The sequence below is a fragment of the Erwinia sp. AC075 genome, from assembly GCF_979253995.1.
Window position 1 is genome coordinate 4,935,665 of sequence record NZ_CEEDEU010000001.1, and the last position, 26,239, is coordinate 4,961,903.

Annotated in this window: 19 protein-coding genes; 15 read left to right on the top strand and 4 right to left on the bottom strand. The window is 56.6% G+C overall.

Annotated elements, in window-relative coordinates; all coding sequences use genetic code 11:
- The first annotated feature begins 3 nt into the window (after nucleotides 1-3).
- The 5 genes from AC0IXH_RS22920 to AC0IXH_RS22940 all read left to right on the top strand — a co-directional run bounded on the left by AC0IXH_RS22920 (nucleotide 4) and on the right by AC0IXH_RS22940 (nucleotide 5,621).
- Complete coding sequence (locus AC0IXH_RS22920; RefSeq protein ID WP_013203569.1) at nucleotides 4-1,341, top strand: enolase C-terminal domain-like protein; 1,338 nt, start codon at nucleotides 4-6, stop codon at nucleotides 1,339-1,341.
- Between the two features lie 23 nt (nucleotides 1,342-1,364).
- A complete protein-coding gene (gene gudD, locus AC0IXH_RS22925) occupies nucleotides 1,365-2,705 on the top strand; it encodes a glucarate dehydratase (RefSeq protein ID WP_471721068.1) in 1,341 nt (446 codons plus the stop codon).
- Between the two features lie 22 nt (nucleotides 2,706-2,727).
- Nucleotides 2,728-3,498, top strand: coding sequence for a 2-dehydro-3-deoxyglucarate aldolase (garL, locus tag AC0IXH_RS22930; RefSeq protein ID WP_013203567.1), 771 nt, complete (start codon nucleotides 2,728-2,730; stop codon nucleotides 3,496-3,498).
- 24 nt (nucleotides 3,499-3,522) lie between these two features.
- Nucleotides 3,523-4,407 carry a 2-hydroxy-3-oxopropionate reductase gene (gene garR, locus AC0IXH_RS22935; RefSeq protein ID WP_013203566.1) on the top strand — a complete coding sequence of 295 codons (885 nt, stop codon included), beginning with the start codon at nucleotides 3,523-3,525 and terminating at the stop codon, nucleotides 4,405-4,407.
- Nucleotides 4,408-4,481: 74 nt separating this feature from the next.
- Nucleotides 4,482-5,621 (top strand): glycerate kinase, encoded by a 1,140-nt coding sequence (locus tag AC0IXH_RS22940; RefSeq protein ID WP_346567055.1) that lies wholly within the window; start codon nucleotides 4,482-4,484, stop codon nucleotides 5,619-5,621.
- Between the two features lie 35 nt (nucleotides 5,622-5,656).
- On the opposite strand, the gene barA is transcribed toward AC0IXH_RS22940, so the two are convergent.
- Entirely contained in the window at nucleotides 5,657-8,383 is a 2,727-nt protein-coding gene (barA, locus tag AC0IXH_RS22945) for a two-component sensor histidine kinase BarA (protein WP_471721069.1), read from the bottom strand.
- 125 nt (nucleotides 8,384-8,508) lie between these two features.
- Here barA and rlmD point away from each other — a divergent pair, with 125 nt between their 5' ends.
- The 5 genes from rlmD to eno all read left to right on the top strand — a co-directional run bounded on the left by rlmD (nucleotide 8,509) and on the right by eno (nucleotide 16,335).
- The gene (gene rlmD, locus AC0IXH_RS22950; RefSeq protein ID WP_013203563.1) at nucleotides 8,509-9,825 is read left to right on the top strand and encodes a 23S rRNA (uracil(1939)-C(5))-methyltransferase RlmD; all 1,317 of its coding nucleotides are present in this window, start codon (nucleotides 8,509-8,511) and stop codon (nucleotides 9,823-9,825) included.
- A 32-nt stretch (nucleotides 9,826-9,857) separates the two neighbouring features.
- Entirely contained in the window at nucleotides 9,858-12,086 is a 2,229-nt protein-coding gene (gene relA, locus AC0IXH_RS22955) for a GTP diphosphokinase (protein WP_013203562.1), read from the top strand.
- A gap of 203 nt (nucleotides 12,087-12,289) precedes the next feature.
- The gene (gene mazG, locus AC0IXH_RS22960; protein ID WP_346599194.1) at nucleotides 12,290-13,072 is read left to right on the top strand and encodes a nucleoside triphosphate pyrophosphohydrolase; all 783 of its coding nucleotides are present in this window, start codon (nucleotides 12,290-12,292) and stop codon (nucleotides 13,070-13,072) included.
- A 194-nt stretch (nucleotides 13,073-13,266) separates the two neighbouring features.
- A complete protein-coding gene (gene pyrG / locus AC0IXH_RS22965) occupies nucleotides 13,267-14,904 on the top strand; it encodes a glutamine hydrolyzing CTP synthase (RefSeq protein WP_013203560.1) in 1,638 nt (545 codons plus the stop codon).
- 135 nt (nucleotides 14,905-15,039) lie between these two features.
- Nucleotides 15,040-16,335 (top strand): phosphopyruvate hydratase, encoded by a 1,296-nt coding sequence (gene eno / locus AC0IXH_RS22970; protein ID WP_013203559.1) that lies wholly within the window; start codon nucleotides 15,040-15,042, stop codon nucleotides 16,333-16,335.
- 83 nt (nucleotides 16,336-16,418) lie between these two features.
- On the opposite strand, the gene AC0IXH_RS22975 is transcribed toward eno, so the two are convergent.
- On the bottom strand, nucleotides 16,419-17,816 hold the full coding sequence (locus tag AC0IXH_RS22975) for an amidohydrolase family protein (protein ID WP_471721070.1): 1,398 nt from the start codon (nucleotides 17,814-17,816) through the stop codon (nucleotides 16,419-16,421).
- 324 nt (nucleotides 17,817-18,140) lie between these two features.
- On the opposite strand from AC0IXH_RS22975, the gene AC0IXH_RS22980 reads away from it, so the two are divergent.
- Nucleotides 18,141-20,027, top strand: a complete 1,887-nt coding sequence (locus AC0IXH_RS22980) for an acyltransferase family protein (protein ID WP_471721071.1) — start codon at nucleotides 18,141-18,143, stop codon at nucleotides 20,025-20,027.
- A 146-nt stretch (nucleotides 20,028-20,173) separates the two neighbouring features.
- Nucleotides 20,174-20,845: a 7-carboxy-7-deazaguanine synthase QueE gene (gene queE / locus AC0IXH_RS22985; protein ID WP_471721072.1), complete on the top strand. Its 672-nt coding sequence runs from the start codon at nucleotides 20,174-20,176 to the stop codon at nucleotides 20,843-20,845.
- A 103-nt stretch (nucleotides 20,846-20,948) separates the two neighbouring features.
- On the opposite strand, the gene queD is transcribed toward queE, so the two are convergent.
- On the bottom strand, nucleotides 20,949-21,308 hold the full coding sequence (gene queD / locus AC0IXH_RS22990) for a 6-carboxytetrahydropterin synthase QueD (RefSeq protein ID WP_013203555.1): 360 nt from the start codon (nucleotides 21,306-21,308) through the stop codon (nucleotides 20,949-20,951).
- A gap of 306 nt (nucleotides 21,309-21,614) precedes the next feature.
- On the opposite strand from queD, the gene cysJ reads away from it, so the two are divergent.
- From cysJ to cysH, 3 genes are read left to right on the top strand one after another with little or no spacing between them, the layout of a single operon-like run.
- Nucleotides 21,615-23,420: an NADPH-dependent assimilatory sulfite reductase flavoprotein subunit gene (gene cysJ, locus AC0IXH_RS22995; RefSeq protein WP_346567050.1), complete on the top strand. Its 1,806-nt coding sequence runs from the start codon at nucleotides 21,615-21,617 to the stop codon at nucleotides 23,418-23,420.
- Complete coding sequence (gene cysI / locus AC0IXH_RS23000; protein ID WP_013203553.1) at nucleotides 23,420-25,135, top strand: assimilatory sulfite reductase (NADPH) hemoprotein subunit; 1,716 nt, start codon at nucleotides 23,420-23,422, stop codon at nucleotides 25,133-25,135. Before cysJ ends, cysI begins: the two co-directional genes overlap by 1 nt.
- A gap of 13 nt (nucleotides 25,136-25,148) precedes the next feature.
- The gene (gene cysH / locus AC0IXH_RS23005; RefSeq protein ID WP_013203552.1) at nucleotides 25,149-25,880 is read left to right on the top strand and encodes a phosphoadenosine phosphosulfate reductase; all 732 of its coding nucleotides are present in this window, start codon (nucleotides 25,149-25,151) and stop codon (nucleotides 25,878-25,880) included.
- A gap of 61 nt (nucleotides 25,881-25,941) precedes the next feature.
- On the opposite strand, the gene AC0IXH_RS23010 is transcribed toward cysH, so the two are convergent.
- Nucleotides 25,942-26,226, bottom strand: a complete 285-nt coding sequence (locus tag AC0IXH_RS23010) for a YciI family protein (protein ID WP_013203551.1) — start codon at nucleotides 26,224-26,226, stop codon at nucleotides 25,942-25,944.
- Between the last annotated feature and the right edge of the window lie 13 nt (nucleotides 26,227-26,239).

The following is a 26,239-nucleotide window of genomic DNA, read 5'->3' on the forward strand; positions in this document are numbered from 1 at the left end:
GTTATGACCACGCAAAGCAGTCCTGTCATTACTGAGATGAAAGTCATTCCGGTGGCGGGCCACGACAGCATGCTGTTGAACATCGGCGGCGCGCATGGCGCCTTCTTCACCCGCAACATTGTGGTGTTAACGGACAGCGCCGGGCACACCGGCGTCGGGGAAGCGCCAGGCGGCGAAACCATTTACCAGACGCTGGTCGATGCCATCCCGCAGGTGATCGGTAAAGAAGTGGCCAGGATGAACAGCCTGGTGCAGCAGGTGCACAAAGGCAATCAGTCTGCGGACTTCGATACCTTTGGCAAAGGCGCCTGGACCTTCGAACTGCGGGTTAACGCGGTGGCTGCGCTGGAAGCCGCGCTGCTGGATTTACTGGGCAAATGCCTGAATGTGCCGGTGGCTGAACTGCTTGGACCCGGTAAACAGCGCGATGAAGTGACGGTGCTGGGCTACCTGTTCTACGTCGGCGACCGGGAGAAAAGCGATCTGCCGTATCTGGCGGGCGAGAAATCTGGCCACGACTGGTATCACCTGCGTCATCAAAAGGCGATGGACAGCGCCGCCATTGTTCGCCTGGGGGAAGCCGCACAGGATAAATATGGCTTCAGGGACTTCAAGCTGAAAGGCGGCGTTTTACCTGGCGAGCAGGAAATCGATGCCGTCAAAGCGATGAAGAAGCGATTCCCGGATGCGCGGATCACCGTTGATCCAAACGGTGCCTGGCACCTGGATGAAGCCATCGCGCTGTGCAAAGACCTGCAGGGGATTCTGACCTATGCCGAGGATCCCTGCGGCGCAGAGCAGGGCTACTCCGGCCGCGAAGTGATGGCGGAATTCCGCCGCGCCACCGGTTTGCCGGTCGCCACCAATATGATTGCCACTAACTGGCGCGAGATGAATCACGCGGTGATGCTGAATTCGGTCGATATCCCGTTGGCGGATCCGCATTTCTGGACCTTGAGCGGCGCGGTGCGCGTGGCGCAACTCTGTGATGACTGGGGCCTCACCTGGGGCTGTCACTCCAACAACCATTTCGATATCTCTCTGGCGATGTTTACCCACGTTGCCGCAGCCGCACCGGGTAAGCCGACCGCCATTGATACCCACTGGATCTGGCAGGAAGGCGACCAGCGCCTGACCAAAAATCCATTACAGATCCGCCAGGGCAAAATTGCGGTTCCGGACGCACCGGGGCTGGGCGTTGAGCTGGACTGGGCGCAAATCGAGAAGGCCCACGAACTCTACAAAACGTTGCCTGGCGGCTCCCGTAATGACGCCACGTCAATGCAGTATCTGGTCCCCGGCTGGACCTTCGATCGTAAACGTCCGGCCTTTGGACGCTGAACCCTGACAGGTAAGGAAGAGTTATGAACGCGATGACAGGAACCCCGTTAGTCACCGAAATGCAGGTTATCCCGGTGGCCGGTCACGACAGCATGTTGCTGAATCTGAGTGGCGCGCACGCGCCGTTTTTCACCCGCAATATCGTGATCATCAAAGACAACTCCGGGCACACTGGCGTGGGTGAAATTCCCGGCGGCGAGAAAATTCGTAAAACGCTGGAAGACGCGGCGCAGCTGATTATCGGCCACGGGTTGGGCGAATATAAAAACCTGCTGAGCCACGTGCGCGAAACTTTCGCCGATCGTGATGCCAGCGGCAGGGGAAATCAGACCTTCGATCTGCGCACCACCATTCATGTGGTTACCGGCATTGAAGCGGCGCTGCTGGATCTGCTGGGTCAGCACCTCGGCGTTAATGTGGCTTCGTTGCTCGGTGACGGTCAGCAGCGCGACCAGGTCGAAATGTTGGGCTACCTGTTCTACATCGGCGACAGCCGTAAGACCGACTTGCCTTACCAAAGTCAGCCCGAAGACAGCTGCGACTGGTATCGCCTGCGCCATCAGGAAGCGCTGAGCCCGGAAACGGTCGTGCGGCTGGCTGAAGCGGCCTACGAGAAATACGGCTTTAACGATTTCAAACTAAAAGGCGGCGTGCTGGCAGGCAGCGAAGAGGCCGAAGCGGTGACCGCGCTGGCTAAACGCTTCCCGCAGGCGAGGATCACCCTCGATCCGAACGGCGCCTGGTCACTTAACGAGGCGATTTCGCTGGGCAAGCAGCTGAAGGGCGTGCTGGCGTATGCGGAAGATCCCTGTGGTGCCGAGCAGGGCTATTCCGGCCGTGAAGTGATGGCCGAGTTCCGCCGGGCAACCGGACTGCCGACCGCCACCAATATGATTGCCACCGACTGGCGGCAGATGGGCCATACTTTGTCCTTGCAGTCGGTCGATATTCCGCTGGCTGATCCGCACTTCTGGACCATGCAAGGTTCGGTTCGCGTGGCGCAGATGTGCCATGACTTTGGCCTCACCTGGGGTTCGCACTCCAATAATCATTTCGATATTTCGCTGGCGATGTTCACCCATGTGGCCGCCGCCGCGCCTGGCAAAATTACCGCCATCGATACCCACTGGATTTGGCAGGAAGGCAATCAGGGACTGACCCGACAACCGCTGCAAATTAAAGGCGGACGGGTGCAGGTTCCGCAACAACCGGGACTGGGCGTGGAGCTGGATATGGATAAAGTCATGCAGGCTCATCAGCTCTATCTGAAGCACGGACTGGGCGCGCGCGACGATGCGCAGGCCATGCAGTTCCTGGTGCCGAACTGGACCTTCGACAATAAACGCCCCTGTCTGGTGCGCTAATTTTCTTTCACAGGAGTTACTGATGAGCTACGTAAACAACCCCAACAGCTTCCGTCAGCGCCTGCTGGCCGGTGAAACCTTAATTGGCAGCTGGTGTGCCATGGCTAACCCGCTGACCACGGAAGTGCTTGGGCTGGCCGGTTTTGACTGGTTAGTGCTGGACGGTGAGCATGCGCCGAATGACATCACCACCTTTGTGCCGCAGCTGATGGCGCTGAAAGGTAGCCACAGTGCGCCGGTGGTACGTCCACCGACCAACGAGCCGGTGATCATCAAACGCCTGCTGGATATCGGTTTCTCCAACTTCCTGGTGCCTTTTGTCGAAACCGAAGAGGAAGCCATCCGCGCGGTCGCCTCCACCCGTTATCCGCCAGCCGGGATCCGTGGCGTCTCGGTTTCGCACCGCAGCAACATGTACGGCACGGTGCCGGACTACAACAACACCATCAACGATAACGTGACGGTGCTGGTGCAGATTGAAACCCAGCTGGGCGTCGACAACATTGATGCGATTGCTGCGGTCGACGGCGTGGACGGCATTTTTGTCGGCCCTGGCGACCTGTCCGCCGCGTTGGGCTACCTCGGCCAGCCCGCGCATCCGGAAGTGTTGAAAGTGATCAAATACCTGTTCGAGCGGGCCAAAGCCGCTGGCAAGCCAAGCGGTATCCTGGCGCCGGTCGAAGCCGATGCCCGTCGTTATCTGGAGTGGGGCGCTGGATTTGTTGCTGTAGGCAGCGACGTTGGCGTTTTCCGTGGTGCCACGCAGGCGCTGTGCGACCGCTTCAAAAAATAATCCCCCGAATCTGGAGAAGAAAAAATGAAAATTGGCTTTATTGGTCTGGGCATCATGGGCAAACCCATGAGCAAAAACCTGGTGAAAGCAGGTTACTCGTTAGTGGTTCGCGACCATAACCGCGAAAACGAAGCTGAGCTGGTAAGCCTGGGGGCGACGGTGGCCGGCAGCGCGAAAGAAGTGGCCGAGCAGAGCGATGTGATCATCACCATGCTGCCTAACTCACCCCAGGTGAAAGAAGCCCTGCTCGGTGAAGACAGCGTGATCCAGGGCGCAAAACCGGGCACTATCGTGATTGATATGAGTTCCATTGCGCCGCTGGCCAGCCGTGAAATTCACGATGAGCTGGCGAAGAAAAGCATCTCGCTGCTGGATGCGCCGGTTAGCGGCGGCGAACCGAAAGCGATTGAAGGCACGCTGTCGGTGATGGTCGGCGGCGATAAAGAGCTGTTTGATCAGTGCTACGACATCATGAAAGCGATGGCGGGCTCGGTGGTGCACACCGGCGATATTGGTGCCGGTAACGTCACCAAGCTGGCAAATCAGGTGATTGTGGCGCTGAACATTGCCGCCATGTCCGAAGCGCTGACGCTGGCTACCAAGGCGGGCGTGAACCCGGAACTGGTGTTCCAGGCGATCCGTGGCGGTCTGGCCGGCAGCACCGTGCTGGAAGCCAAAGCGCCGATGGTGATGGATCGCAACTTCAAGCCTGGTTTCCGTATCGATCTGCATATCAAGGATTTAGCCAATGCGCTGGATACCTCTCATGGCGTGGGCGCGCAGCTGCCATTAACGGCGGCGGTGATGGAGATGATGCAGGCGGTGAAGGCCGATGGCATGGGCACGTCCGACCACAGCGCGCTGGCTTGCTACTATGAGAAGTTAGCGAAAGTGGAAATCACTAAATAGCCTATGGTCCGGCTTGTCCGCAGGCCGGTATCTGCACTTTTGGTTGAGGCCAGGTCAACGCGCCAGGAAACCGTATGAAAATAGTAATCGCACCGGATTCATATAAAGAGAGCCTGTCGGCTCAGCAGGTCGCCACGCAGATCGAGCTGGGGTTTCGCGAGATATTTCCCGACGCGCACTACGTTAAGCTGCCGGTAGCAGATGGCGGAGAGGGAACTGTCGAGGCGATGGTAGCGGCAACCAAAGGCAAAATAATTGAGCTTGATGTCACTGGCCCGCTGGGCGAAACGGTGAGCGCTTTTTACGGCTTATCCGGTGACGAAAGCTGCGCATTTATTGAGATGGCGGCGGCCAGCGGGCTGGAGCTGGTGCCGGCCGCCCAGCGCGATCCGCTGATCACCACCTCTTATGGCACCGGCGAGCTGATCCGTAACGCGCTGGATAAGGGTGTTGAGCACTTTATTATTGGCATCGGCGGCAGCGCCACCAATGATGGCGGTGCCGGGATGGTGCAGGCGCTGGGTGCACAGTTGCTGGACACGGACGGCCAGCAGATTGGTTATGGCGGTGGACAGCTGCCGGCCCTGGCCCGCATTGATATGAGCCAGTTCGATTCCCGCATTAAACACTGTCGCTTTGAAGTGGCCTGCGATGTCACCAATCCGTTGCTGGGTGAAGAAGGCGCGTCGGCCATTTTTGGTCCACAAAAAGGCGCAACGCCAGAACTGGTGAAACAGCTGGATAGCGCGCTGGCGCATTACGCCGGGGTGATCCGCCGCGATCTGGATAAAGATGTGCTGACCATTGCCGGCGGCGGCGCGGCGGGCGGCATGGGCGTGGCATTGCACGCTTTCTGCCAGGCAGAACTGCGTCGCGGTATCGAAATCGTTACCGAAGCGTTAGGGCTGGATGCGCTGGTGAAGGATGCGACGCTGGTGATCACCGGTGAAGGCCGAATCGACAGCCAGTCCATTCACGGTAAAGTGCCTATTGGCGTGGCTCAGGTGGCGAAACGCTATAACAAACCGGTGATTGGTATTGCGGGCAGCCTGACCAAAGACGTGGGGATCGTGCATCAGCATGGTCTGGACGCGGTGTTCAGCGTGATTTACAGCATCTGCACGCTGGAAGAAGCGCTGGATAATGCCGCCGAAAACGTGCGTTTAAGCGCGCGCAATATTGCGGCGACGCTGGCAATAGGGCAAAAACTCTGACGGTTATCAGGCCGCTGTTTAGCGGCCATCCGGGCTTAGAGACTCAACCGATTTTTCGCCAGTCTGGCCACATTTTCCATCTCATCCAGCAGTTCAAACAGCTCCGGTTCCACCGCATCAATGCTGTCATGGGCGCGCAGGCCTTGTTCCAGCTGCAGACAAAGCTGCTTCAGCCTTGGCACGCCGCTGTAGCTGGCGCTGCCGTGCAGCTTATGAATAATGTCACGTAGCGCCAGCGTATCGTCAGACGCCATATAACTCTCTACCAGCCCCTTCACCTCCGGCAGGAAGTCCACCAGCATTTGCAGCAGATCGCGCGCCAAATCCGGCTTATTCGCCGCCTGACGCAGCGCCAGCTGCCAGTCCAGCGACGCCGGAACATCCTGCAATTTCGCCGCCACCGCCAGTAATCCCGGCGTGTAGCGCGCCAGCAATTGGCTCAGTTTGGCTTCATCAATTGGCTTGGCGAGGTAGTCGTTCATCCCGGCTTCAATCAGGTGCTCTTTCTCACCATCCAGCGCATGAGCAGTCACCGCCACAATCGGCGTGGAGGCGTGCTGCGGATAACTGCGGATGATTTCGCTGGCGCGGATGCCGTCGATATCCGGCATCTGAATATCCATCAGGATAATGTCCAGATTACGCTGCTGCGCCTGCTTGATCGCCGCTTCACCGCTGTCGCACAACACGATATTTTCGACCTGCTCTTCCAGCAGCGCGCCAATCAGCTTGAGGTTGGCCGGATTGTCATCCACCGCCATCACCGTCAGCGGCAGGCGCAGACGGGCAGGCAGGTAGACCGCTTCGCGGGTGTGGTTCTCAATCAGTACCGGCAGCAAACGCGTCAGGCTGACCGGCTTAATCAGGCAGGCGTTGACGCCGCGAGACTTCAGCTCCTCGGCATAAATCTGCATCTGGCAAGGCAAGGCCATGATCAGGTTATCGGCGCTTTTCAAGGCGGGTAGCAGCAGCTCGGCGGAGATTTCCCGGTCGGCCTGTTTGGTCACCGGCAGGCCCAGCAGCAGGGCATCAAAATGCCCGTCCGGCAGGCCATCCAGCGTGGTGCTGTAGCTGATGTTCATCTGCGTGGCGCCGAGCATTTCAAGCGTCGCTTTTGCCGCGGCACTGTTGGCTTCAACATACGCCAGGCGTTTACCGATCAGGCAGTCCGTCGCCCGGCGATCGCTATTGGCATTCGGATTCAGCGCCAGGTTGATATTGAACCAGAAGGTGGAACCCTGATTCATCCGGCTGTGCAGCGAGATTTCCCCGCCCATTTCGTTCACCAGCTTTTGGGTGATCACCAGCCCAAGCCCGGTTCCGCCATGGCGACGGGAAATGCTGGCGTCGGCCTGACGGAACGCCTGGAACAGCTGCGACTGCTGCTTCTCGGAGATGCCAATACCGGTATCGTGGATCTGCACTTCCAGATTCACCCGGTTAGTGCTCAGCGAACGCAGCTCAATACGGATATCGATGTTGCCCCGCTCGGTAAATTTGATCGCGTTGCCTAACAGATTGATGATGATTTGCTGCAGGCGCAGCGGATCGCCGATGGTGTTATCCGGCACCTCCGGCTGAATGCTGAGCGTTAATTCCAGCCCTTTTTCATGGGCCGACTGCGCCAGCAGCACCACCACTTCATCCAGCGTGTCGCGCAGCGGGAACGGGATGGTTTCCAGCACCAGCTTGCCCGCTTCCAGCTTGGAAAAGTCGAGCACGTCGTTGATGATGCTTAACAGGTTATTGGCCGACCGCTCGATGGTGTGCAGATAGTCGCGTTGGGTAATATTCAGCGGGGTTTTCAGCGTCTGGCGGGTAAAGCCGATCACGCCGTTCAGCGGCGTGCGCAGCTCGTGCGACATATTTGCCAGGAACTCGGACTTGATCCTCGCAGCTTCCTGCGCGCGCTTTTTGGCTAAATCCAGCTCCACGTTCTGGATCTCCATCTGCTCCAGCGTTTCGCGCAGATCGGAGGTCGCCTGGTCGATATTTTGCTGCATCTCTTCGTGGTAGGCGGTTAACGACATGGCCATCGAATTGATGCCGTTCTTCAGCATATCCAGCTCACCGAGCATATTGCCGTTGACCCGGCTGTCCAGCTGGCCGCGACGAATGCGGTCAACGGTGCTGACCATATCGCGGATCGGGCTGGTGACATCGCGCATCAGGCGATAGGCAAAGTACATCGCCAGACACAAACAGAGCAGCAGCAGCAGGGTGGAGACAAATACCTCCTTATATTGCTGCAAGCGCACCGACTGCAGATCTAATTCAATCGCCACATAGCCGAGGGGATTGCCGTCGGGTTTGGCATCTTCGCCGGGTGACTCGTCGGGATAATAGCTTTCAGAGACAATTGGCGTGCGCAGAATGACCGAATTGCCTTCGCGCTGATAGCTGAATAAATTCGACAATTTTTGCCCGGCCGGCAGCCGCAGCTTATCGGCGTCGGTATGAAAGTTCGAGGTGACGAATAGCTGATTTTGCGCGTCAAAAATCGAAATAGAGCGGACGATTTCCGAGTGGCGACGGTGCAGCAGGCTGACCAGCTGCCTGACCGACTCTTTACTGTGAAAGGTCATGCCATATTCACTGGCAACCGCCAGCGGCTCGATGATGTTGGCGCCCGCGTCCACTAACTGGTTCTGCAGCTCGTTATAGCGATGTACGATGAAAAACGTACTTAATAACAGGCCAATCATCAGCGTCGGGGCCAGTATTAAAATCATCATCCGTGCCCGCAGGCTATATTTGGTCATAAACTTCCTTAAGAAAATCTCTTTCGCCCGGCCATCACGCGGGTCGAATTAATCCGTATGCTGGTGTAGGCTACGCACGCTTTTTAGTGGCTGACACAGCTGATTACTTTCGGGACAGGCGAATAATGGCGCAATTCTACTCTGCAAAACGGCGCGTGACGACCCGCCAGATCATCATAGTGACGGTTAATGACCTCGATGGATTTGGCCAGGGCGTGGCCAGGCATAATGGTAAAGCGCTGTTTATCGCAGGCGCGCTGCCGGGTGAGCAGGTGGAAGTCGATATCACCGAAGATAAACGCGCCTGGGCCAGGGGGAAAACGCGCAAAATCCTCAAGGCCAGCCCGGACCGCGTCACGCCAAAATGCCCGCACTTCACCGAATGTGGCGGCTGCCAGCAGCAGCACGTCTCACCTGCTTTACAACAGAGCAGCAAAGCCCAGGCGCTGTCGCGTCTGTTGAGCCAGCAAACCGGTCAGCCGGCCGAGGTCGATACCATCCTTTCCGGTGAGGCGTATGGCTATCGCCGTCGTGCCCGGCTGGGCCTCAGCTACCAGCCGCGCAGCAAAACGCTGCAAATGGGATTCCGCAAGGCGGGCTCCAACGATCTGGTCTCTCTGACGCAATGCCCTATTTTAAAGCCCGAACTTAATGCATTGATCGCGCCGCTGCATCAGGTGTTGAGCACCTTACACGCAGTCAGCACCTTAGGGCATATCGAGCTGGTGCTGGCCGATAACGGCCCGCTGCTGGTGTTGCGCCATCTTGAGCCATTAATTGCTGAGGATCGTGAAAAACTGGAACAGTTTTCGCATAAGCATAAGGTGGCGTTATACCTGGCAGCAGAAAGCGATACGCTGGAGCAGGTAAATGGGGAGATGCCGTTCTACCGCATCCATGACCTGACCCTGACGTTCAGCCCGCGCGATTTTATTCAGGTCAACGGCGCGCTGAACGAGCAAATGGTAAGCCAGGCGTTAGCATGGCTCGATTTACAACCGGAAGATCGGGTGCTTGACCTGTTTTGCGGCATGGGAAACTTCACGCTGCCTGTAGGAAAAGTCGTTAAAAATGTTACGGGTGTGGAGGGCGTTGCAGCATTAGCGGCAAAGGGTGGTTATAATGCCGCCCTGAATAATCTGAATAATGTCAGCTTCTTTCAGCACAACCTGGAAGAGGATGTGACGCGGCAGCCATGGGCCGCAGAGGGATTTAACAAGGTGTTATTGGATCCGGCCCGTGCCGGGGCGGCAGGCGTGATGGATCACATCATTAAACTTGCGCCCGAACGCGTGGTCTATGTTTCCTGTAATCCGACTACACTTGCTCGGGATAGTCAGAGTCTTCTGACCTCCGGCTACCAATTGGAAAGGATTACGCTGCTTGATATGTTTCCGCATACCGGGCACGTGGAATCCATGGTGTTATTTAGCCGAAAATAGGCGCCCGGACGGGCGTCAAGGCAGGAGAGGATATGGTTGCGGTAAGAAGTGCACATTTGAATACGGCTGGCGAGTTTGCACTCGACCAATGGATCACCAGTTTGGGGATCTCTAATCCGCAGTCATGTGAACGACTGGCCGAGACCTGGCGCTATTGCGAAGAAGCCACCCGGAATCATCCTGACGCGGCGTTGCTGCTGTGGCGAGGCGTTGAGATGGTGGAAATCCTCTCAATGCTCAGTATGGACAACGAAAGCCTGCGGGCTGCGCTGTTGTTCCCACTCGCCAACACCCACGTCGTCTCTGAAGAGGTGCTGGAAGAGCACTTCGGTAAAGCCATTGTCTCACTGGTGCACGGCGTGCGTGATATGGACGCCATCCGCCAGCTGAAAGCCACCCACAATGATTCCATGGCGCCTGAGCAGGTGGATAACGTCCGCCGGATGCTGCTGGCGATGGTGGAAGATTTCCGCTGCGTGGTGATCAAACTCGCCGAGCGCATCGCCCACCTGCGCGAAGTGAAGGATGCGCCGGAAGATGAGCGCGTGCTGGCGGCGAAAGAATGTACCAATATCTACGCGCCGCTGGCGAACCGCCTCGGCATCGGCCAGCTCAAATGGGAACTGGAAGATTTCTGCTTCCGCTATCTGCATCCCGACGAATACAAACGCATTGCAAAATTACTGCATGAAAGGCGCATCGATCGTGAAGGCTATATCGACACCTTTGTGCAATCCCTGCGCACGGAGATTGTGAAAGAGGGCGTCAAGGCAGAAGTCTATGGCCGTCCGAAACACATCTACAGCATCTGGCGCAAGATGCAGAAAAAGTCGCTGACCTTCGACGAGCTGTTTGACGTGCGTGCGGTGCGTATCGTGGCCGAACGCCTGCAGGATTGCTACGGTGCGCTGGGGATTGTGCACACGCTCTATCGCCATCTGCCCAGCGAATTCGACGACTACGTGGCCAATCCGAAACCGAACGGTTACCAGTCAATCCATACCGTGGTGCTGGGGCCGAAAGGCAAAACCGTTGAAGTGCAGATCCGTACCCGCCAGATGCATGAAGATGCCGAGCTGGGCGTCGCCGCGCACTGGAAATACAAAGAGGGTGGCACCGGCGGCAATGCGCGCGGTGCGGCAGGTCATGAAGAACGTATTGCCTGGCTGCGTAAGCTGATTGCCTGGCAGGAAGAGATGGCGGACTCCGGCGAAATGCTGGATGAAGTGCGCAGTCAGGTGTTCGACGATCGGGTGTATGTGTTTACCCCGAAAGGCGACGTGGTGGATTTGCCTGCGGGTTCAACCCCGCTCGACTTTGCCTATCATATCCACAGCGATATCGGCCACCGCTGCATCGGTGCCAAGATCAGCGGGCGCATCGTGCCCTTTACCTATCAGCTGCAGATGGGCGACCAGATCGACATCATCACCCAGAAGCAGCCGAACCCAAGCCGCGACTGGCTGAACCCGAACCTCGGCTATGTCACCACCAGCCGCGGGCGCTCAAAAATTCATGCCTGGTTCCGTAAGCAGGATCGTGACAAGAACGTGGTGGCGGGTCGTCAGATCCTCGACAGCGAGCTGGACCATCTTGATATCAGCATGAAAGAGGCCGAGAAGCTGCTGCTGCCGCGCTACAACGTTAACTCGCTGGACGAGCTGCTGGCCGCCATCGGCGGTGGCGATATCCGTCTCAACCAGATGAGCAACTTCCTGCAGTCGAAGCTGCACAAGCCCAGTGCCGAGGAAGAAGATCGCGAGGCGTTGCGTCAGCTCACGCAGAAATCAGCGGCACCGCGCAGCAAAGAGAGTGGCCGGGTGGTGGTCGAAGGCGTCGGCAATCTGATGCACCATATCGCGCGCTGCTGCCAGCCCATCCCGGGCGACGATATCGTCGGCTTTATCACCCAGGGACGCGGGATCTCGATCCACCGCGCCGACTGCGATCAGCTGACCGATCTGACCTCGCATGCGCCGGAACGGATTGTTGATGCGGTGTGGGGCGAAAGCTACTCCAGCGGTTATTCGCTGGTGGTGCGCGTCACCGCCAACGATCGTAGCGGCCTGCTGCGCGATATCACCACCATTCTGGCCAATGAAAAGGTCAACGTGCTGGGAGTTTCCAGCCGCAGCGACACCAAAAAGCAGCTGGCGACCATCGATATGGATATTGAGATCTACAACCAGCAGGTGCTCGGAAGAGTGATTGCGCGGTTGAACCAGGTCCCAGACATCATCGACGCCAGGAGATTGCATTAGTATTCAGGGTGGCGACTTTACTTGCCAGTTTGCGTGCCGGCAGTGCTCGCCCAGGTCACATACTCGTGTATGCTCCCTGGCCTGTGCGCTGGCGGGACGCAAACTGACTGCGACAGTTACGCCACGACGTTGTTAAAGATTCGTTCAAACAAAGAATGCCCAATATTCTGGGCGCGCTTGCCAATCTGATTATGGAAAATGTTATGAATGCACTCGATCGCCTGCTGGGCATCATGAAAACCCTGCGCGATCCTGAAGGCGGTTGCCCGTGGGACCGCGAGCAGACTTACGCCACCATTGCGCCTTACACCCTTGAAGAAACCTACGAAGTGCTGGATGCCATCAGCCGTGAAGATTTTGACGATCTGCAGGGCGAGCTGGGCGATTTGCTGTTCCAGGTGGTGTTTTATGCGCAGATGGCCAATGAAGAAGGGCGCTTTAACTTCGACGATATCTGCAACACTATCAGCGATAAGCTGGAACGCCGCCATCCGCACATTTTTGCCGACGTGAAGGTTAGCGGCAGTCAGGATGTGCTGACTCACTGGGAGCAGATTAAAACCCGCGAGCGGGCGGAGAAAGCGCAGCATTCGGCGCTGGATGATATCCCGCGCGCGCTGCCAGCTTTGATGCGTTCGCACAAGATTCAGAAGCGCTGCAGTAACGTCGGCTTCGACTGGCATACGCTTGGGCCGGTGCTGGACAAAGTGTATGAAGAGATCGACGAAGTGATGCATGAGGCTAAGCAGGCGGTCGTCGATCAACAGAAGCTGGAAGAGGAAATTGGCGACCTGTTGTTTGCCACGGTGAATCTGTCGCGGCATCTGGGCAGCAAAGCGGAAATCGCGCTGCAAAAAGCCAACGACAAATTTGAACGCCGCTTCCGTCAGGTTGAGCAGATCATTGCCGATCAAGGGCTGGCGATGCAGGAAGCAACGCTCGAACAGATGGAAGCCGCCTGGCAGCAAATCAAAGCCCGCGAGTAATAGCTGACTCGATTCAACAAAAGTGTGACTTGTATCAACCTCCGCCGCCGGCAAATCGGGTAATATTTTGCCGGTCAATACGGTGGCAGGCAGACAATCGGAAACGATTAATTGTGGCACTGCAGGGATTCGGGTAGACTGTTTTCCCGTCCTGGTTATTCCATCGTCTTTAAACCTACTTTCTCAGGTTCAGCATGACAACGAACTATATTTTTGTGACCGGCGGGGTCGTATCCTCTCTGGGAAAAGGCATTGCCGCAGCCTCCCTGGCCGCTATTCTTGAAGCACGCGGTCTTAACGTGACCATCATGAAACTGGACCCGTACATCAACGTGGACCCAGGCACCATGAGCCCAACTCAACACGGCGAAGTGTACGTCACCGACGACGGCGCAGAGACCGATCTGGATTTGGGTCACTACGAGCGTTTCATCCGCACCAAGATGAGCCGTCGTAACAACTTCACCACTGGCCGTATCTACTCAGAAGTCCTGCGCAAAGAGCGCCGGGGCGATTATCTGGGCGCGACCATTCAGGTTATCCCCCATATCACCAATGCCATCAAAGAGCGCATCATCGAAGGCGGTGAAGGCCATGATGTGGTGCTGGTTGAAATTGGCGGCACCGTGGGTGATATCGAATCCCTGCCATTCCTTGAAGCTATCCGCCAGATGGCGGTTCAGGTTGGCCGCGAGCACACCCTGTATATGCACCTGACGCTGGTGCCTTACATGGCCGCCGCTGGCGAAGTGAAAACCAAGCCAACTCAGCACTCGGTAAAAGAACTGCTGTCCATCGGTATTCAGCCAGACGTGCTGATTTGCCGTTCCGATCGCGCCGTACCCGCCAACGAACGTGCGAAAATCGCCCTGTTCTGTAACGTGCCGGAAAAAGCGGTAATCTCGCTCAAAGATGTTGATTCCATTTATAAAATCCCGGGCATGTTAAAATCCCAGGGTCTGGATGACTTTATCTGTAAGCGCTTCAATCTAAATGCACCGGAAGCGAACCTGGCCGAATGGGAACAGGTGATCTACGAAGAAGCCAATCCGGGCGGCGAAGTGACTATCGGTATGGTCGGCAAATATGTCGAGCTGCCAGATGCGTACAAGTCAGTGATTGAAGCCCTGAAGCACGGTGGTCTGAAAAACCGTGTGACGGTAAACATCAAGCTGATCGACTCGCAGGATGTTGAAACCCGCGGTGTCGAATTGCTGAAAGATTTGGATGCTATTCTTATCCCTGGCGGCTTCGGCTACCGTGGTGTGGAAGGCAAACTGATGACCGCCCGTTACGCGCGTGAGAACAACGTTCCTTACCTCGGCATTTGCCTGGGTATGCAGGTTGCGCTGATGGAATTCGCCCGTAACGTCGCCGGAATGGAAGGCGCAAACTCCACGGAATTTGTGCCAGACTGTAAGTATCCGGTGGTGGCATTGATCACCGAATGGCGTGATGAAGAAGGCAATGTTGAGCAGCGCACCGAGCAGAGCGACTTAGGCGGCACCATGCGTCTGGGTAGCCAGCAGTGCCAGCTGACCACCGACAGTCTGGTTCACCAGCTGTACGGTTCAGAAACCATTGTTGAGCGTCATCGCCATCGTTATGAAGTCAACAATATGCTGTTGAAGCAGATTGAAGCGGCTGGATTACGTGTGGCAGGCCGCTCCGGGGATGACCAGCTGGTGGAGATCATTGAGATCCCTGACCATCCATGGTTTGTTGCGTGTCAGTTCCATCCGGAATTCACCTCAACCCCGCGTGACGGTCACCCGCTGTTTGCTGGCTTTGTGAAAGCCGCCAGCGACTACCAGAAGCGTTTGGCAAACTAAGTATTTTCATAATGGCGCTGACTGACTAATCACCAGATGCCGGGCTGCAGCTCACACCGCTGCAGCGCCAAAATGGCGGTTAATCCGGGCGTTGTTTGTCTGAGTTTAAGTAAACTTGATACTGAGGAAAAACTAATGTCCAAAATCGTTAAAGTCATCGGTCGCGAAATCATCGACTCCCGTGGAAACCCGACCGTTGAAGCTGAAGTGCACCTGGAAGGCGGTTTCGTAGGTATGGCTGCTGCACCATCAGGCGCTTCTACCGGTTCTCGCGAAGCGCTGGAACTGCGTGACGGTGACAAATCTCGTTTCCTGGGTAAAGGCGTAACGAAAGCCGTTGCTGCGGTTAACGGCCCTATCGCTAACGCGGTAACGGGTAAAGACGCGAAAGACCAGGCAAACATCGACAAGATCATGATCGATCTGGACGGTACCGAGAACAAATCCCAGTTCGGCGCTAACGCCATTCTGGCTGTTTCTCTGGCTGCTGCGAAAGCCGCTGCTGCTGCCAAAGGCATGCCGCTGTATGAGCACATCGCTGAGCTGAACGGTACCCCGGGCAAATTCTCTATGCCACTGCCAATGATGAACATCATCAACGGCGGCGAGCACGCCGACAACAACGTCGACATCCAGGAATTCATGATCCAGCCTGTGGGCGCAAAAACCCTGAAAGAAGCCATCCGTATGGGTTCTGAAGTTTTCCACACCCTGGCGAAAGTGCTGAAGTCTAAAGGTATGGGTACTGCTGTGGGTGACGAAGGTGGCTACGCGCCTAACCTGGGTTCCAACGCAGAAGCGCTGGCGGTTATCGCTGAAGCGGTAAAAGCAGCAGGCTACGAGCTGGGCAAAGACATCACCCTGGCGATGGACTGTGCAGCATCTGAATTCTACAAAGACGGCAAGTATGTGCTGGCGGGTGAAGGCAACAAAGAATTCACCTCTGAAGAGTTCACTCACTTCCTGGAAGACCTGACCAAACAGTACCCAATCGTCTCTATCGAAGACGGTCTGGACGAATCTGACTGGGCTGGCTTCGCATACCAGACTAAAGTACTGGGCGACAAAATCCAGCTGGTGGGCGACGACCTGTTCGTAACCAACACCAAGATCCTGAAAGAAGGTATCGACAAAGGTATCGCTAACTCCATCCTGATCAAATTCAACCAGATCGGTTCTCTGACCGAAACTCTGGCTGCGATCAAAATGGCGAAAGATGCTGGTTATACCGCAGTGATCTCTCACCGTTCAGGTGAAACCGAAGACGCCACTATCGCTGACCTGGCGGTAGGTACTGCAGCGGGCCAGATCAAAACCGGTTCTATGAGCCGTTCTGACCGTGTTGCTAAGTACAACCAGCTGATCCGTATCGAAGAAGCGCTGGGAGCACGTGCGCCATTCAACGGTCTGAAAGAAGTTAAAGGTCAGTAATGACCTGACTTCCCGGCCCGTCGCGGGCTGAGGAATTTCAGCTGAAACTAAACCGGGCCCGTTAATCGCGGGCCCGGTTTTTTTTATGCCTTTTTCAGCTGTCCGAACACCAGTCTTCCCTGATGGAAGGTGGCCTGCACCGCCGGTACGCGGGCGACCGCTTCGGCAGAGCAGCTGGCGTCGACCAGCATCATCTCTGCCGCATCATTGACCGCCGGCCACTGACGCTGCCCGGCATCGCTCAGCGGCAAAATATTGCCGGTGGCAATCGCCAGCGAACGGGTCAGGCCGAACTCGTCGGAGTTGCCGTACAGCTGGGCATACAGGTTGGCTTTCTCCAGCATGCTGCCGGTGCCAAACGGCGACCAGTGATCGATCACGCTGTCGGTGCCGGTCATTACCAACACGCCTTTCTCACTCAACTGCGGCAGCGGCATCGAGAGTTTGCCAATCGGCACCGTGGAAGCCACGGTAAACTGCTGCTCGGCCAGGCCGTTGATCACCTCTTCCAGCTCATTTCCCTGCATTACCGATAACGCAAAGCCGTGGCTCAGCGTGACCTTGCCCTTCAGCTGCGGGTTCTTCTCGACGGTGCTGATCATGTACTTCACCGCGGCAATGCCCGCTGGGGTAGTTTCGTGCAGATGGATATCGACGCCTTTGTGGCTATCCAGCGCGATCTGGAACATCGCATCCAGCGACTTCTCCATTGCGCCATCAACATTCGTCGGATCGAGGCCGCCAACGTACTGCACGCCCATCTGCATCGCTTCACGCATCAGGCCATCGACGTTAGCGTGCAGCAGGCCATGCTGTGGAAACGCCACAATCTCACAGCTGAAGTCCTGCTGATGCTTCTGCAAGGCAATCTGCAAATGCTCCAGGCTTTTCAGGCCGCTGACCGGATCGATATTGCAGTGGCTGCGGGCAACGGTGGTGCCTTTGGATTGTAACAGCCCGATGATCGCTTCGGCATGCTCGACAGAGTGCGGCAGCAGCCGCGGGATAATGACCTGCTCACGGGCAATCATATCCATGATGGTTTTGCCTTTGCGCGGGCGTGGCGCTTCCCAGTGGCTGCCGTAAAAGGTTTTATCCAGATGGATATGCATATCGCGCGTGGCGGGCAGCAGCAGCATGCCCTGTGCATCGTAGGCGGGCAGGGCGCTGGCCGCGCGCGCCTTAACCTGACTTATCGCGACGATTTTGCCGTGATTGATTTCCAGATCGTAGAGCGCGGTGTGCGTGGCGATAATCATCTCGCCTTCGCGCTCAAATCCCTCTTCCAGCCTGACGTTTCGCAGGACGTAATGCGCATCAGCGAGGGTTTTGGTCTGGCTGGCATCGTCGCAGGGTACGCTTGCCGATGCATTGTTGACGGTTGCGGCGCCTGCCATCCCAGAGGCAAGAAGGGCGCTGCCAGCGGTCATTCTGGCGCCGGTAGAGAGGAAGTTCCTGCGGCTTTGTTGAACGGTTTGCACATCAGTTTCCTTTTTTATTGTGGTCATTTCCCCAGCAATATTACCTGAATGAATATTGCTAGCAATCCTGTGTGATGTAAAAATATGCAAGGTTGGCAGCGCAGGTTTTAAGTCCAGCGCAGCGGTGCGGCACACGCCACCTGAGGATTATCTGAAAAAACCGGCCTGTCAGCGGGATGATCTGCATACTTTGTTATTTTTATTAATGAGTTGCGAACCAATTCTGCCTTTTAAGGAATGGTCTGATTTGTGTTAAGGAGGGCGAAATATCAGGTCAATTTATGTAAGTTCGCGGTAACGAAATGTAATCAGGACCAGTATAAAATGAAATACAGAGCGGATGTTGATGGACTGCGGGCGCTGGCGGTGTTGCCGGTAATCGCCTATCACATGGGAATATCCGGGATCCCGGGCGGGTTTACCGGCGTGGATATCTTCTTCGTGATATCAGGCTACCTTATCTGCGGCATTATTTACAATGGCGCTATGAACAACACCTTCTCCTATCTGGATTTTTACAAACGCCGCAGCCTGCGCATTCTGCCGCCGCTGTTTGTGGTGATGCTGACCACCTTAGCCTTTGGCTACTACCATCTGCTGCCGGCGCAGTTCAGCGATCTCAGCAACAGTTCGCTGGCCACGCTGCTGTTCTCGTCGAACATCTTCTTCTGGAAAACCACCGGCTACTTTGCCGGGCCAGCCGAACTGAAGCCGCTGCTGCATACCTGGTCGCTGGCCGTTGAAGAGCAGTTCTACATTATCTTCCCGGTGATCCTGCTGTTGGTGGTGCGCTTCTTCCGTCAGCGCACCACGCAGGTGATGCTGCTGATTATTGCCGTATCGCTGATGTTAAGCATCTATGCGGTGACACGAAAACCGACCTTCACTTTCTATATGCTGCCAACCCGCGCATGGGAACTGGCGCTGGGCGGCATCATTGCGGTTGCTGGCCTGGAAGCGAAAATGGCGAAGGTGTCGCAGGGGATTAAACATCTGATGAGCCTGGCGGGACTCGGGCTGATCCTGTTTGGCTTCCTGTGGCTTAACACCGATAAACCCTTTCCGGCATGGAATGCCATCTGGCCGTGTCTCGGCAGCTTCCTGATTATTCTCGCCGGGCAAAAAGCGGCGGTTTCCCGCGTGCTGGCGCTGAAGCCGATCGTCTACATCGGCATGATCTCCTACTGCCTGTATCTGTGGCACTGGCCGATTATAGTTTACAGCCGGATGTTCGCGAACTTTGCGCCTGGCGTTCGCGAGTTGGTTATCGCTGGCCTGTCGCTGCTGTTGGCCGTCGCCTCTCGTTACCTGATTGAAATTCCCTTCCGCTACAAGCTGGCGGTCTTCAGCCCTGGCAGAATTGTGGCGGCTTCGGTAGTGGGGCTGGTGTTGATGGCTTCCGGCACCTTCTATAAAGGGCATCTCGACAACAATGCCGGCCAGTTCTCCACGGATGCGCTGGCGCTGGCGAAATACACCCAGTACAAGGACATGCCCGAATTTAACTATCAGTACCGACTGGGCCGCTGCTTTGTGGATGGTAAAAGCGAGGAAGATAAACCGTTCGATCGGGATTACTGCCTGAAAACCTCAGACACGGCGAAAAATTACGTGCTGATTGGCGACAGCCATGCGGCCCATCTGTGGCGGGCACTCAGCCTGGCGGCCGGGCAGGGCATCAATGTGATTCAGGCCACTTCGGCAGGCTGTAAGCCGCTGTACCAGCAGTCGCTGCGCAACCCTTGTACCGATCTGGTGGATTATGTCTACGGCTCGTGGATCCCGAAACACAAGATTGACGGCATCATCATCTCCGCACGCTGGGCACCGGAAGACATTGCGCCGTTGAAAGCCACGCTACAGCATCTGAAAAGCGTGTCGGACAACGTGATCGTGATGGGCCCGACCATTGAATATTCGGAAGCGTTGCCGGACCTGCTGGCCTATCAGACCGATGGCCGTAAAGATCTGGTGGCGTCGTCCATCGACCACAGCATCAAACAGACCGACAGCGCGATGAAGCAGGCGATGGTGGATGCGCAGACCCGCTACATCTCGGTTTATTCCATCATCTGTCCGGGCGATATCTGTCGTGGGCTGGCGTCGGATGGTCATCCCATCTCCAACGACTATGGCCATTTCACCCTGAGTGGCGCAAAAGACGTGGCGAAACAGGCGATGACCGAGATGCATCAGGACAACTTTATGTAACCCGCCGGGGCTGGCAGCACGCTGGCCCCGTCAACCCTCACCTAACGGAAGTCAGATAGCCGCCAGCCAGCACAAAGCGGTTTGGCTATCTCCGCGCCAATCTGCCATACTCTGCGCCCTTAAATTCACTTCCAGTTGAGACTGTCATGCAGTACCCGATTAATGAAATGTTCCAGACGTTGCAGGGCGAAGGGTTTTACACCGGCGTTCCGGCAATTTTTATCCGCCTGCAAGGATGCCCGGTGGGCTGCAGCTGGTGTGATACCAAACACACCTGGGATAAGCTGGCCGATCGGGAAACCTCGCTGGGCGATATCTTAACCAAAACCGTCGAAACCGATGCGTGGGGCTCGGCCAATGCCGCCGCGTTGCTGGCAGTGATTGCCAACCATGGCTGGACGGCGCGCCATATTGTGATCACCGGCGGCGAGCCCTGCATCCACGATCTGACGCCGCTGACCCAGACGCTGCAACAGCACGGCTTCAGCTGCCAGATCGAAACCAGCGGTACTCACGAGGTGCTTTGCAGCGCAGAGACCTGGGTGACGGTGTCGCCGAAGGTGAATATGCGCGGGGGTTATGACGTGTTGAATCAGGCGCTGGTGCGCGCAGATGAAGTGAAGCATCCGGTGGCCCGTCAGCGTGATGTGGAGGCTTTACAGGCGCTGTTGGCGACGCTGAATGATGACAAGCCGCGGATTATCGCGCTGCAGCCGATCAGTCAGAAAGACGATGCGACTAAGCTGTGTATTGAAAGCTGTATCAAGCACAACTGGCGTTTATCGATGCAGACGCATAAGTACCTGAACATCGCTTAGCGATCCACTGTGAACAGCGGACAAAGAAAAGGGGAGAACCACAAGGTTCTCCCCTTTTTCTATCCGGGGTTAATAAAGCAGAGCGTTGGCCGCAGCCGATCGCTCAACCTCTGTAGATGCAGCCCGCGGTGCAGGTCTCTTTGATGGTCACCGCACTCAGCTCTGCGAGCTTCGGTTTCATCTGATCCCAAATCCATTTCGCCAGCACTTCGCTGGTTGGATTCTCCAGACCGGCAATCTCATTCAGGTAGTAGTGATCGAGCTGGTCGTAGATCGGCTTGAAGGCCGCTTTCAGTTCGGCAAAGTCCATAATCCAGCCGGTATGCGCATCCACTTCGCCGGTAATTTCGAGCCGCACCAGGAAGGAGTGCCCGTGCAGGCGGCCACATTTGTGCCCTGCAGGAACGTTAGGCAGATGGTGAGCAGCCTCGAACATAAAATCTTTAAACAGCGTGGTAGCCATAACAGTCTCAGTAAACTTTTCTTGAAAAAACCGCCGAAGTCTACCCGAAAAAGCCTTTTTTCGCACCCGTTTCCCGGCTGTTTCTTATTCTGAGCACTATCGGTAAACGATGGCGCTTCTAACCCGTTGAATATCAGTAAGTTAATTAACCTGTTTTGCCACTATGCCTTACCCGTAAAACCGTTTAGTCATTTTGGTTATTTATTATTACCAACCCTTATTTAATGGTTATTATGCTAGTCGTTACCCTACTCTCATCTTGCTGTCTTTACGGCCCGGACCACCGATACTGGAACCTTCTACGCAATGACGACTCAGGCACCTCCAAGCTCTCTGCTTCCGCTTAACCCGGAACAACTCGCCCGTTTGCAGGCGGCCACCGGGGATTACTCCACGACTCAGCTGGCCTGGCTCTCCGGTTATTTCTGGGGCATGGTCAATCAGGCTCCCGGCACCGCCGCCGTCAGCGCACCGGCACCGGTTGAAGCCCCGGCGATTACCCTGCTTTCGGCGTCGCAAACCGGCAACGCCCGCCGTCTGGCAGAACAGCTGCGCGACGACCTGCTGGCCGCGAAACTGAACGTCAACCTGGTTAACGCCGGTGATTACAAGTTCAAGCAGATCGCCCAGGAAAAACTGCTGGTGGTGGTGACCTCGACCCAGGGTGAGGGCGAACCGCCTGAAGAAGCCGTGGCGTTACACAAGTTCCTGATGTCCAAAAAGGCGCCGAAGCTGGATAACACCGCGTTTGCCGTGTTCGGGCTGGGTGATACCTCGTATGAATTCTTTAGCCAGGCCGGGAAGGACTTCGACAGTAGACTGGCGGAGATGGGCGGTGAACGCCTGCTGGATCGTGTCGATGCCGATGTGGAATATGCCGCAGACGCCGAGCAGTGGCGCAAGCAGATCGTTACCATCCTGAAAGCCCGCGTTCCGGCCGAATCACCGGCCGCCGCGGCAGCCACTGCCGCCGGCTCGGTGAACGAAGTGTTCAGCAGCCCGTACAGCAAAGAAGAGCCGCTGACCGCCAGCTTCGCCGTTAACCAGAAGATTACCGGCCGTGACTCTGACAAAGATGTTCGCCACATTGAAATCGATCTGGGCGACTCGGGTCTGCGTTATCAGCCGGGCGATGCGTTAGGCGTCTGGTTTGAAAATGATGCAGCGCTGGTGCAGGAGCTGGTTGAGCTGGTGTGGCTGAAAGGCGATGAGAGCGTTACGGTCAATGACCAGACGCTGACCCTGAGCGAGGCGCTGCAAAAGCATTTTGAACTGACGGTCAACACGCCGCAGATCGTGGAGCAGTACGGCACCTTGAGCCGCGACGAAACGCTGCTGGGCCTGATCAGCGAAAAGCCCAAACTGCAGCATTACGCGCAGAACACGCCCATCGTCGACATGGTACGCGGCGCGCCGGTTGAGCTGACCGCTGAGCAGTTGATTGCGCTGCTGCGTCCGCTGACGCCGCGTCTCTACTCCATTGCTTCATCGCAGGCGGAGAACGACACCGAGGTGCATATCACCGTTGGCGCGGTCCGCTTCGACATTGATGGCCGCGCGCGCGCGGGCGGGGCGTCCAGCTTCCTGGCCGACCGTCTGGAAGAAGACGGCGACGTGCGGGTGTTTATTGAGCATAACGATAACTTCCGTTTACCGGCCAACCCGGAAACGCCGGTGATCATGATTGGCCCTGGCACCGGCATCGCCCCGTTCCGCGCCTTTATGCAGCAACGTGATGCGGACGGCGCCGCCGGCAAAAACTGGCTGTTCTTTGGCAACCCGCACTTCACCGATGACTTCCTCTACCAGGTAGAGTGGCAGCGTTACGTGAAGGATGGCCTGCTGACCAATATCGATCTGGCCTGGTCCCGTGACCAGCAGCAGAAAGTGTATGTACAGGATAAAATCCGCGCCAAAGGGGCGGAAGTGTGGGACTGGATCCAACAGGGTGCGCACATCTATGTCTGCGGTGATGCCAACCGTATGGCGAAAGATGTCGAGCAGGCTTTGCTGGAACTGGTCGCCGAGCACGGTGGCATGGACACAGAGACCGCCGACGAATTCTTAAGTGAGCTGCGCATTGAGCGCCGTTATCAGCGAGACGTTTACTAATGAGCAATGAAAAACATCCTGGCCCGCTGGTGGTTGAAGGCAAACTCACCGACGCAGAACGCCTGAAGAAAGAGAGCAACTACTTACGCGGTACCATCACCGAAGATCTGCAGAATGGTCTGACCGGCGGCTTTACCGGCGATAACTTTTTACTGATCCGTTTCCACGGCATGTATCAGCAGGATGATCGTGATATCCGTGCCGAACGTGCCGAGCAGAAGCTGGAACCGCGCCACGCGATGATGCTGCGCTGCCGCTTACCGGGCGGGATCATCACGCCTAAGCAGTGGCTGGGCATCGACAAATTTGCCGAGAACAACACCATTTATGGCAGCATCCGTCTGACCAACCGTCAGACCTTCCAGTTCCACGGCATCCTGAAGGGCAACGTGAAGCCCGCTCACCAGATGCTGAGTGAAGTGGGGCTGGATTCACTGGCTACCGCCAATGACGTCAATCGTAACGTGCTGTGCAGCTCGAACCCGGTGGAGTCCGAACTGCATCAGGAAGCCTACGAGTGGGCGAAGAAGCTCTCCGAGCATCTGCTGCCGCAGACCCGTGCCTATGCGGAAATCTGGCTGGATAAAGAGAAGGTTGCCACCACCGACAAAGAGCCGATTCTGGGCGAAACCTATCTGCCGCGTAAATTCAAAACCACCGTGGTGGTGCCACCGCACAACGACGTGGATCTGCATGCCAACGACCTGAACTTCGTGGCAATTGCCGAGAACGGCAAGCTGATCGGCTTTAACCTGTTGGTCGGCGGCGGTCTGTCTATCGATCACGGTAACAAAGCGACCTATGCCCGTACCGCCAGCGAGTTTGGCTTCCTGCCGCTGGATAAAACGCTGGCCGTGGCGGAAGCCGTGGTCACCACGCAGCGCGACTGGGGTAACCGTACCGATCGTAAAAACGCCAAAACCAAGTACACCCTTGAGCGTGTCGGCGTGGAAACCTTTAAGGCGGAAGTTGAGCGTCGTGCTGACATCACCTTTGAACCGACGCGTCCCTACGAATTCACCACGCGTGGCGATCGCATTGGCTGGGTAAAAGGTATCGATGACAAATGGCACCTGACGCTGTTTATCGAAAACGGTCGCCTGCTGGATTATCCGGGCCGTCCGCTGAAGACCGGTATTGCTGAAATCGCCAAAATTCACCAGGGCGACTTCCGTCTGACCGCTAACCAGAACCTGATTGTTGCCGGCGTGCCGGAAGCGGATAAGCCGAAAATTGAAGCGCTGGCGCGCAGTCATGGGCTGATGGAAAGCGTCACTGCCCAGCGCGAAAACTCGATGGCCTGCGTGTCGTTCCCGACCTGTCCGCTGGCGATGGCCGAAGCCGAACGCTTCCTGCCAGAATTCGTCACCCGGGTGGAAGGTCTGATGACCGCACACGGCGTGGGCGATGAGCACATCGTGCTGCGCGTAACCGGCTGTCCTAACGGCTGTGGCCGTGCGCTGCTGGCGGAAATTGGGCTGGTGGGCAAGGCGCCGGGCCGTTACAACCTGCATCTGGGCGGTAACCGCATCGGTACGCGTATCCCACGGATGTACCGTGAAAACATCACCGAAGACGAAATTTTGTCTACCCTTGATGAATTACTGGGTCGCTGGTCAACAGAACGCGAAGCCGATGAAGGCTTTGGTGATTTCACTATCCGCGCAGGCGTGGTGAAACCGGTTGTTGATCCGGCCCGCGATTTTTGGGCATGACGGAGGCGTGATAATGTCTGTACTCGATCTCTCTGAACTGAACGAATTACCGAAGGTTAAGCGCGTGATGGCGCTGGCGGAGCTGAACACCAGGCTGGAGAAACTGTCTGCCCAGGATCGCGTGCTCTGGGCGCTGGAGAATTTGCCGGGCGAAGCGGTGCTCTCTTCCAGCTTTGGCATTCAGGCGGCGGTCAGCCTGCATCTGGTCAATCAGGCGAAGCCCGGCATTCCGGTGATCCTCACCGATACCGGCTACCTGTTCCCGGAAACCTATCAGTTTATCGATCATCTGACCGACAAGCTGCAGCTCAACCTGAAAGTCTACCGTGCTGAACAGAGCGCGGCCTGGCAGGAAGCGCGTTACGGCAAGTTGTGGGAGCAGGGCGTGGAAGGCATTGAACGCTACAACGACATCAATAAAGTTGAGCCGATGAACCGCGCGATGAAAGAGCTGAAGGCCCAGACGTGGTTCGCCGGTCTGCGTCGCGATCAGTCCAGCAGCCGCGCCAATCTGCCGGTGCTGGCGATCCAGCGTGGTGTCTTTAAGCTGCTGCCAATCATCGACTGGGATAATCGTCAGGTGCATCAGTACCTGCAGGATAACGATCTGGGTTATCACCCGCTGTGGGATCAGGGCTATCTGTCGGTTGGCGATACGCACACCACCCGCAAATGGGAGCCAGGCATGGCGGAAGAAGAGACGCGCTTCTTTGGTCTGAAGCGCGAATGCGGTCTGCACGAATAACGCCGCAGAGTGAAATGAACGATCGACGCCTGATGCTGCCATCAGGCGTTTTTTTTTGCGCTTAAATCCCCACCAGCGACTGGAATTCCTCCGCGCTGCGGGTGACGTTGACCTTCGTCACTTCATACTCGGCAACGGCCTGGAATGGATCTTCGGCGAGAATGGTGTTCAGGCGCTCACGATCGATATCCTTCACCATCAGCACGCCACCGGTGCGCGGATCTTTGCGGCCTGCGGTGATAAACACGCCGGCGTCAAAATACTTGTTCAGCCAGGCGACGTGCGGATCCAGCACGGCTTCCACCTCTTCCAACGGGCGGACATAGTTCAGATAGACGATGTACATGCGGTAGCTCCTC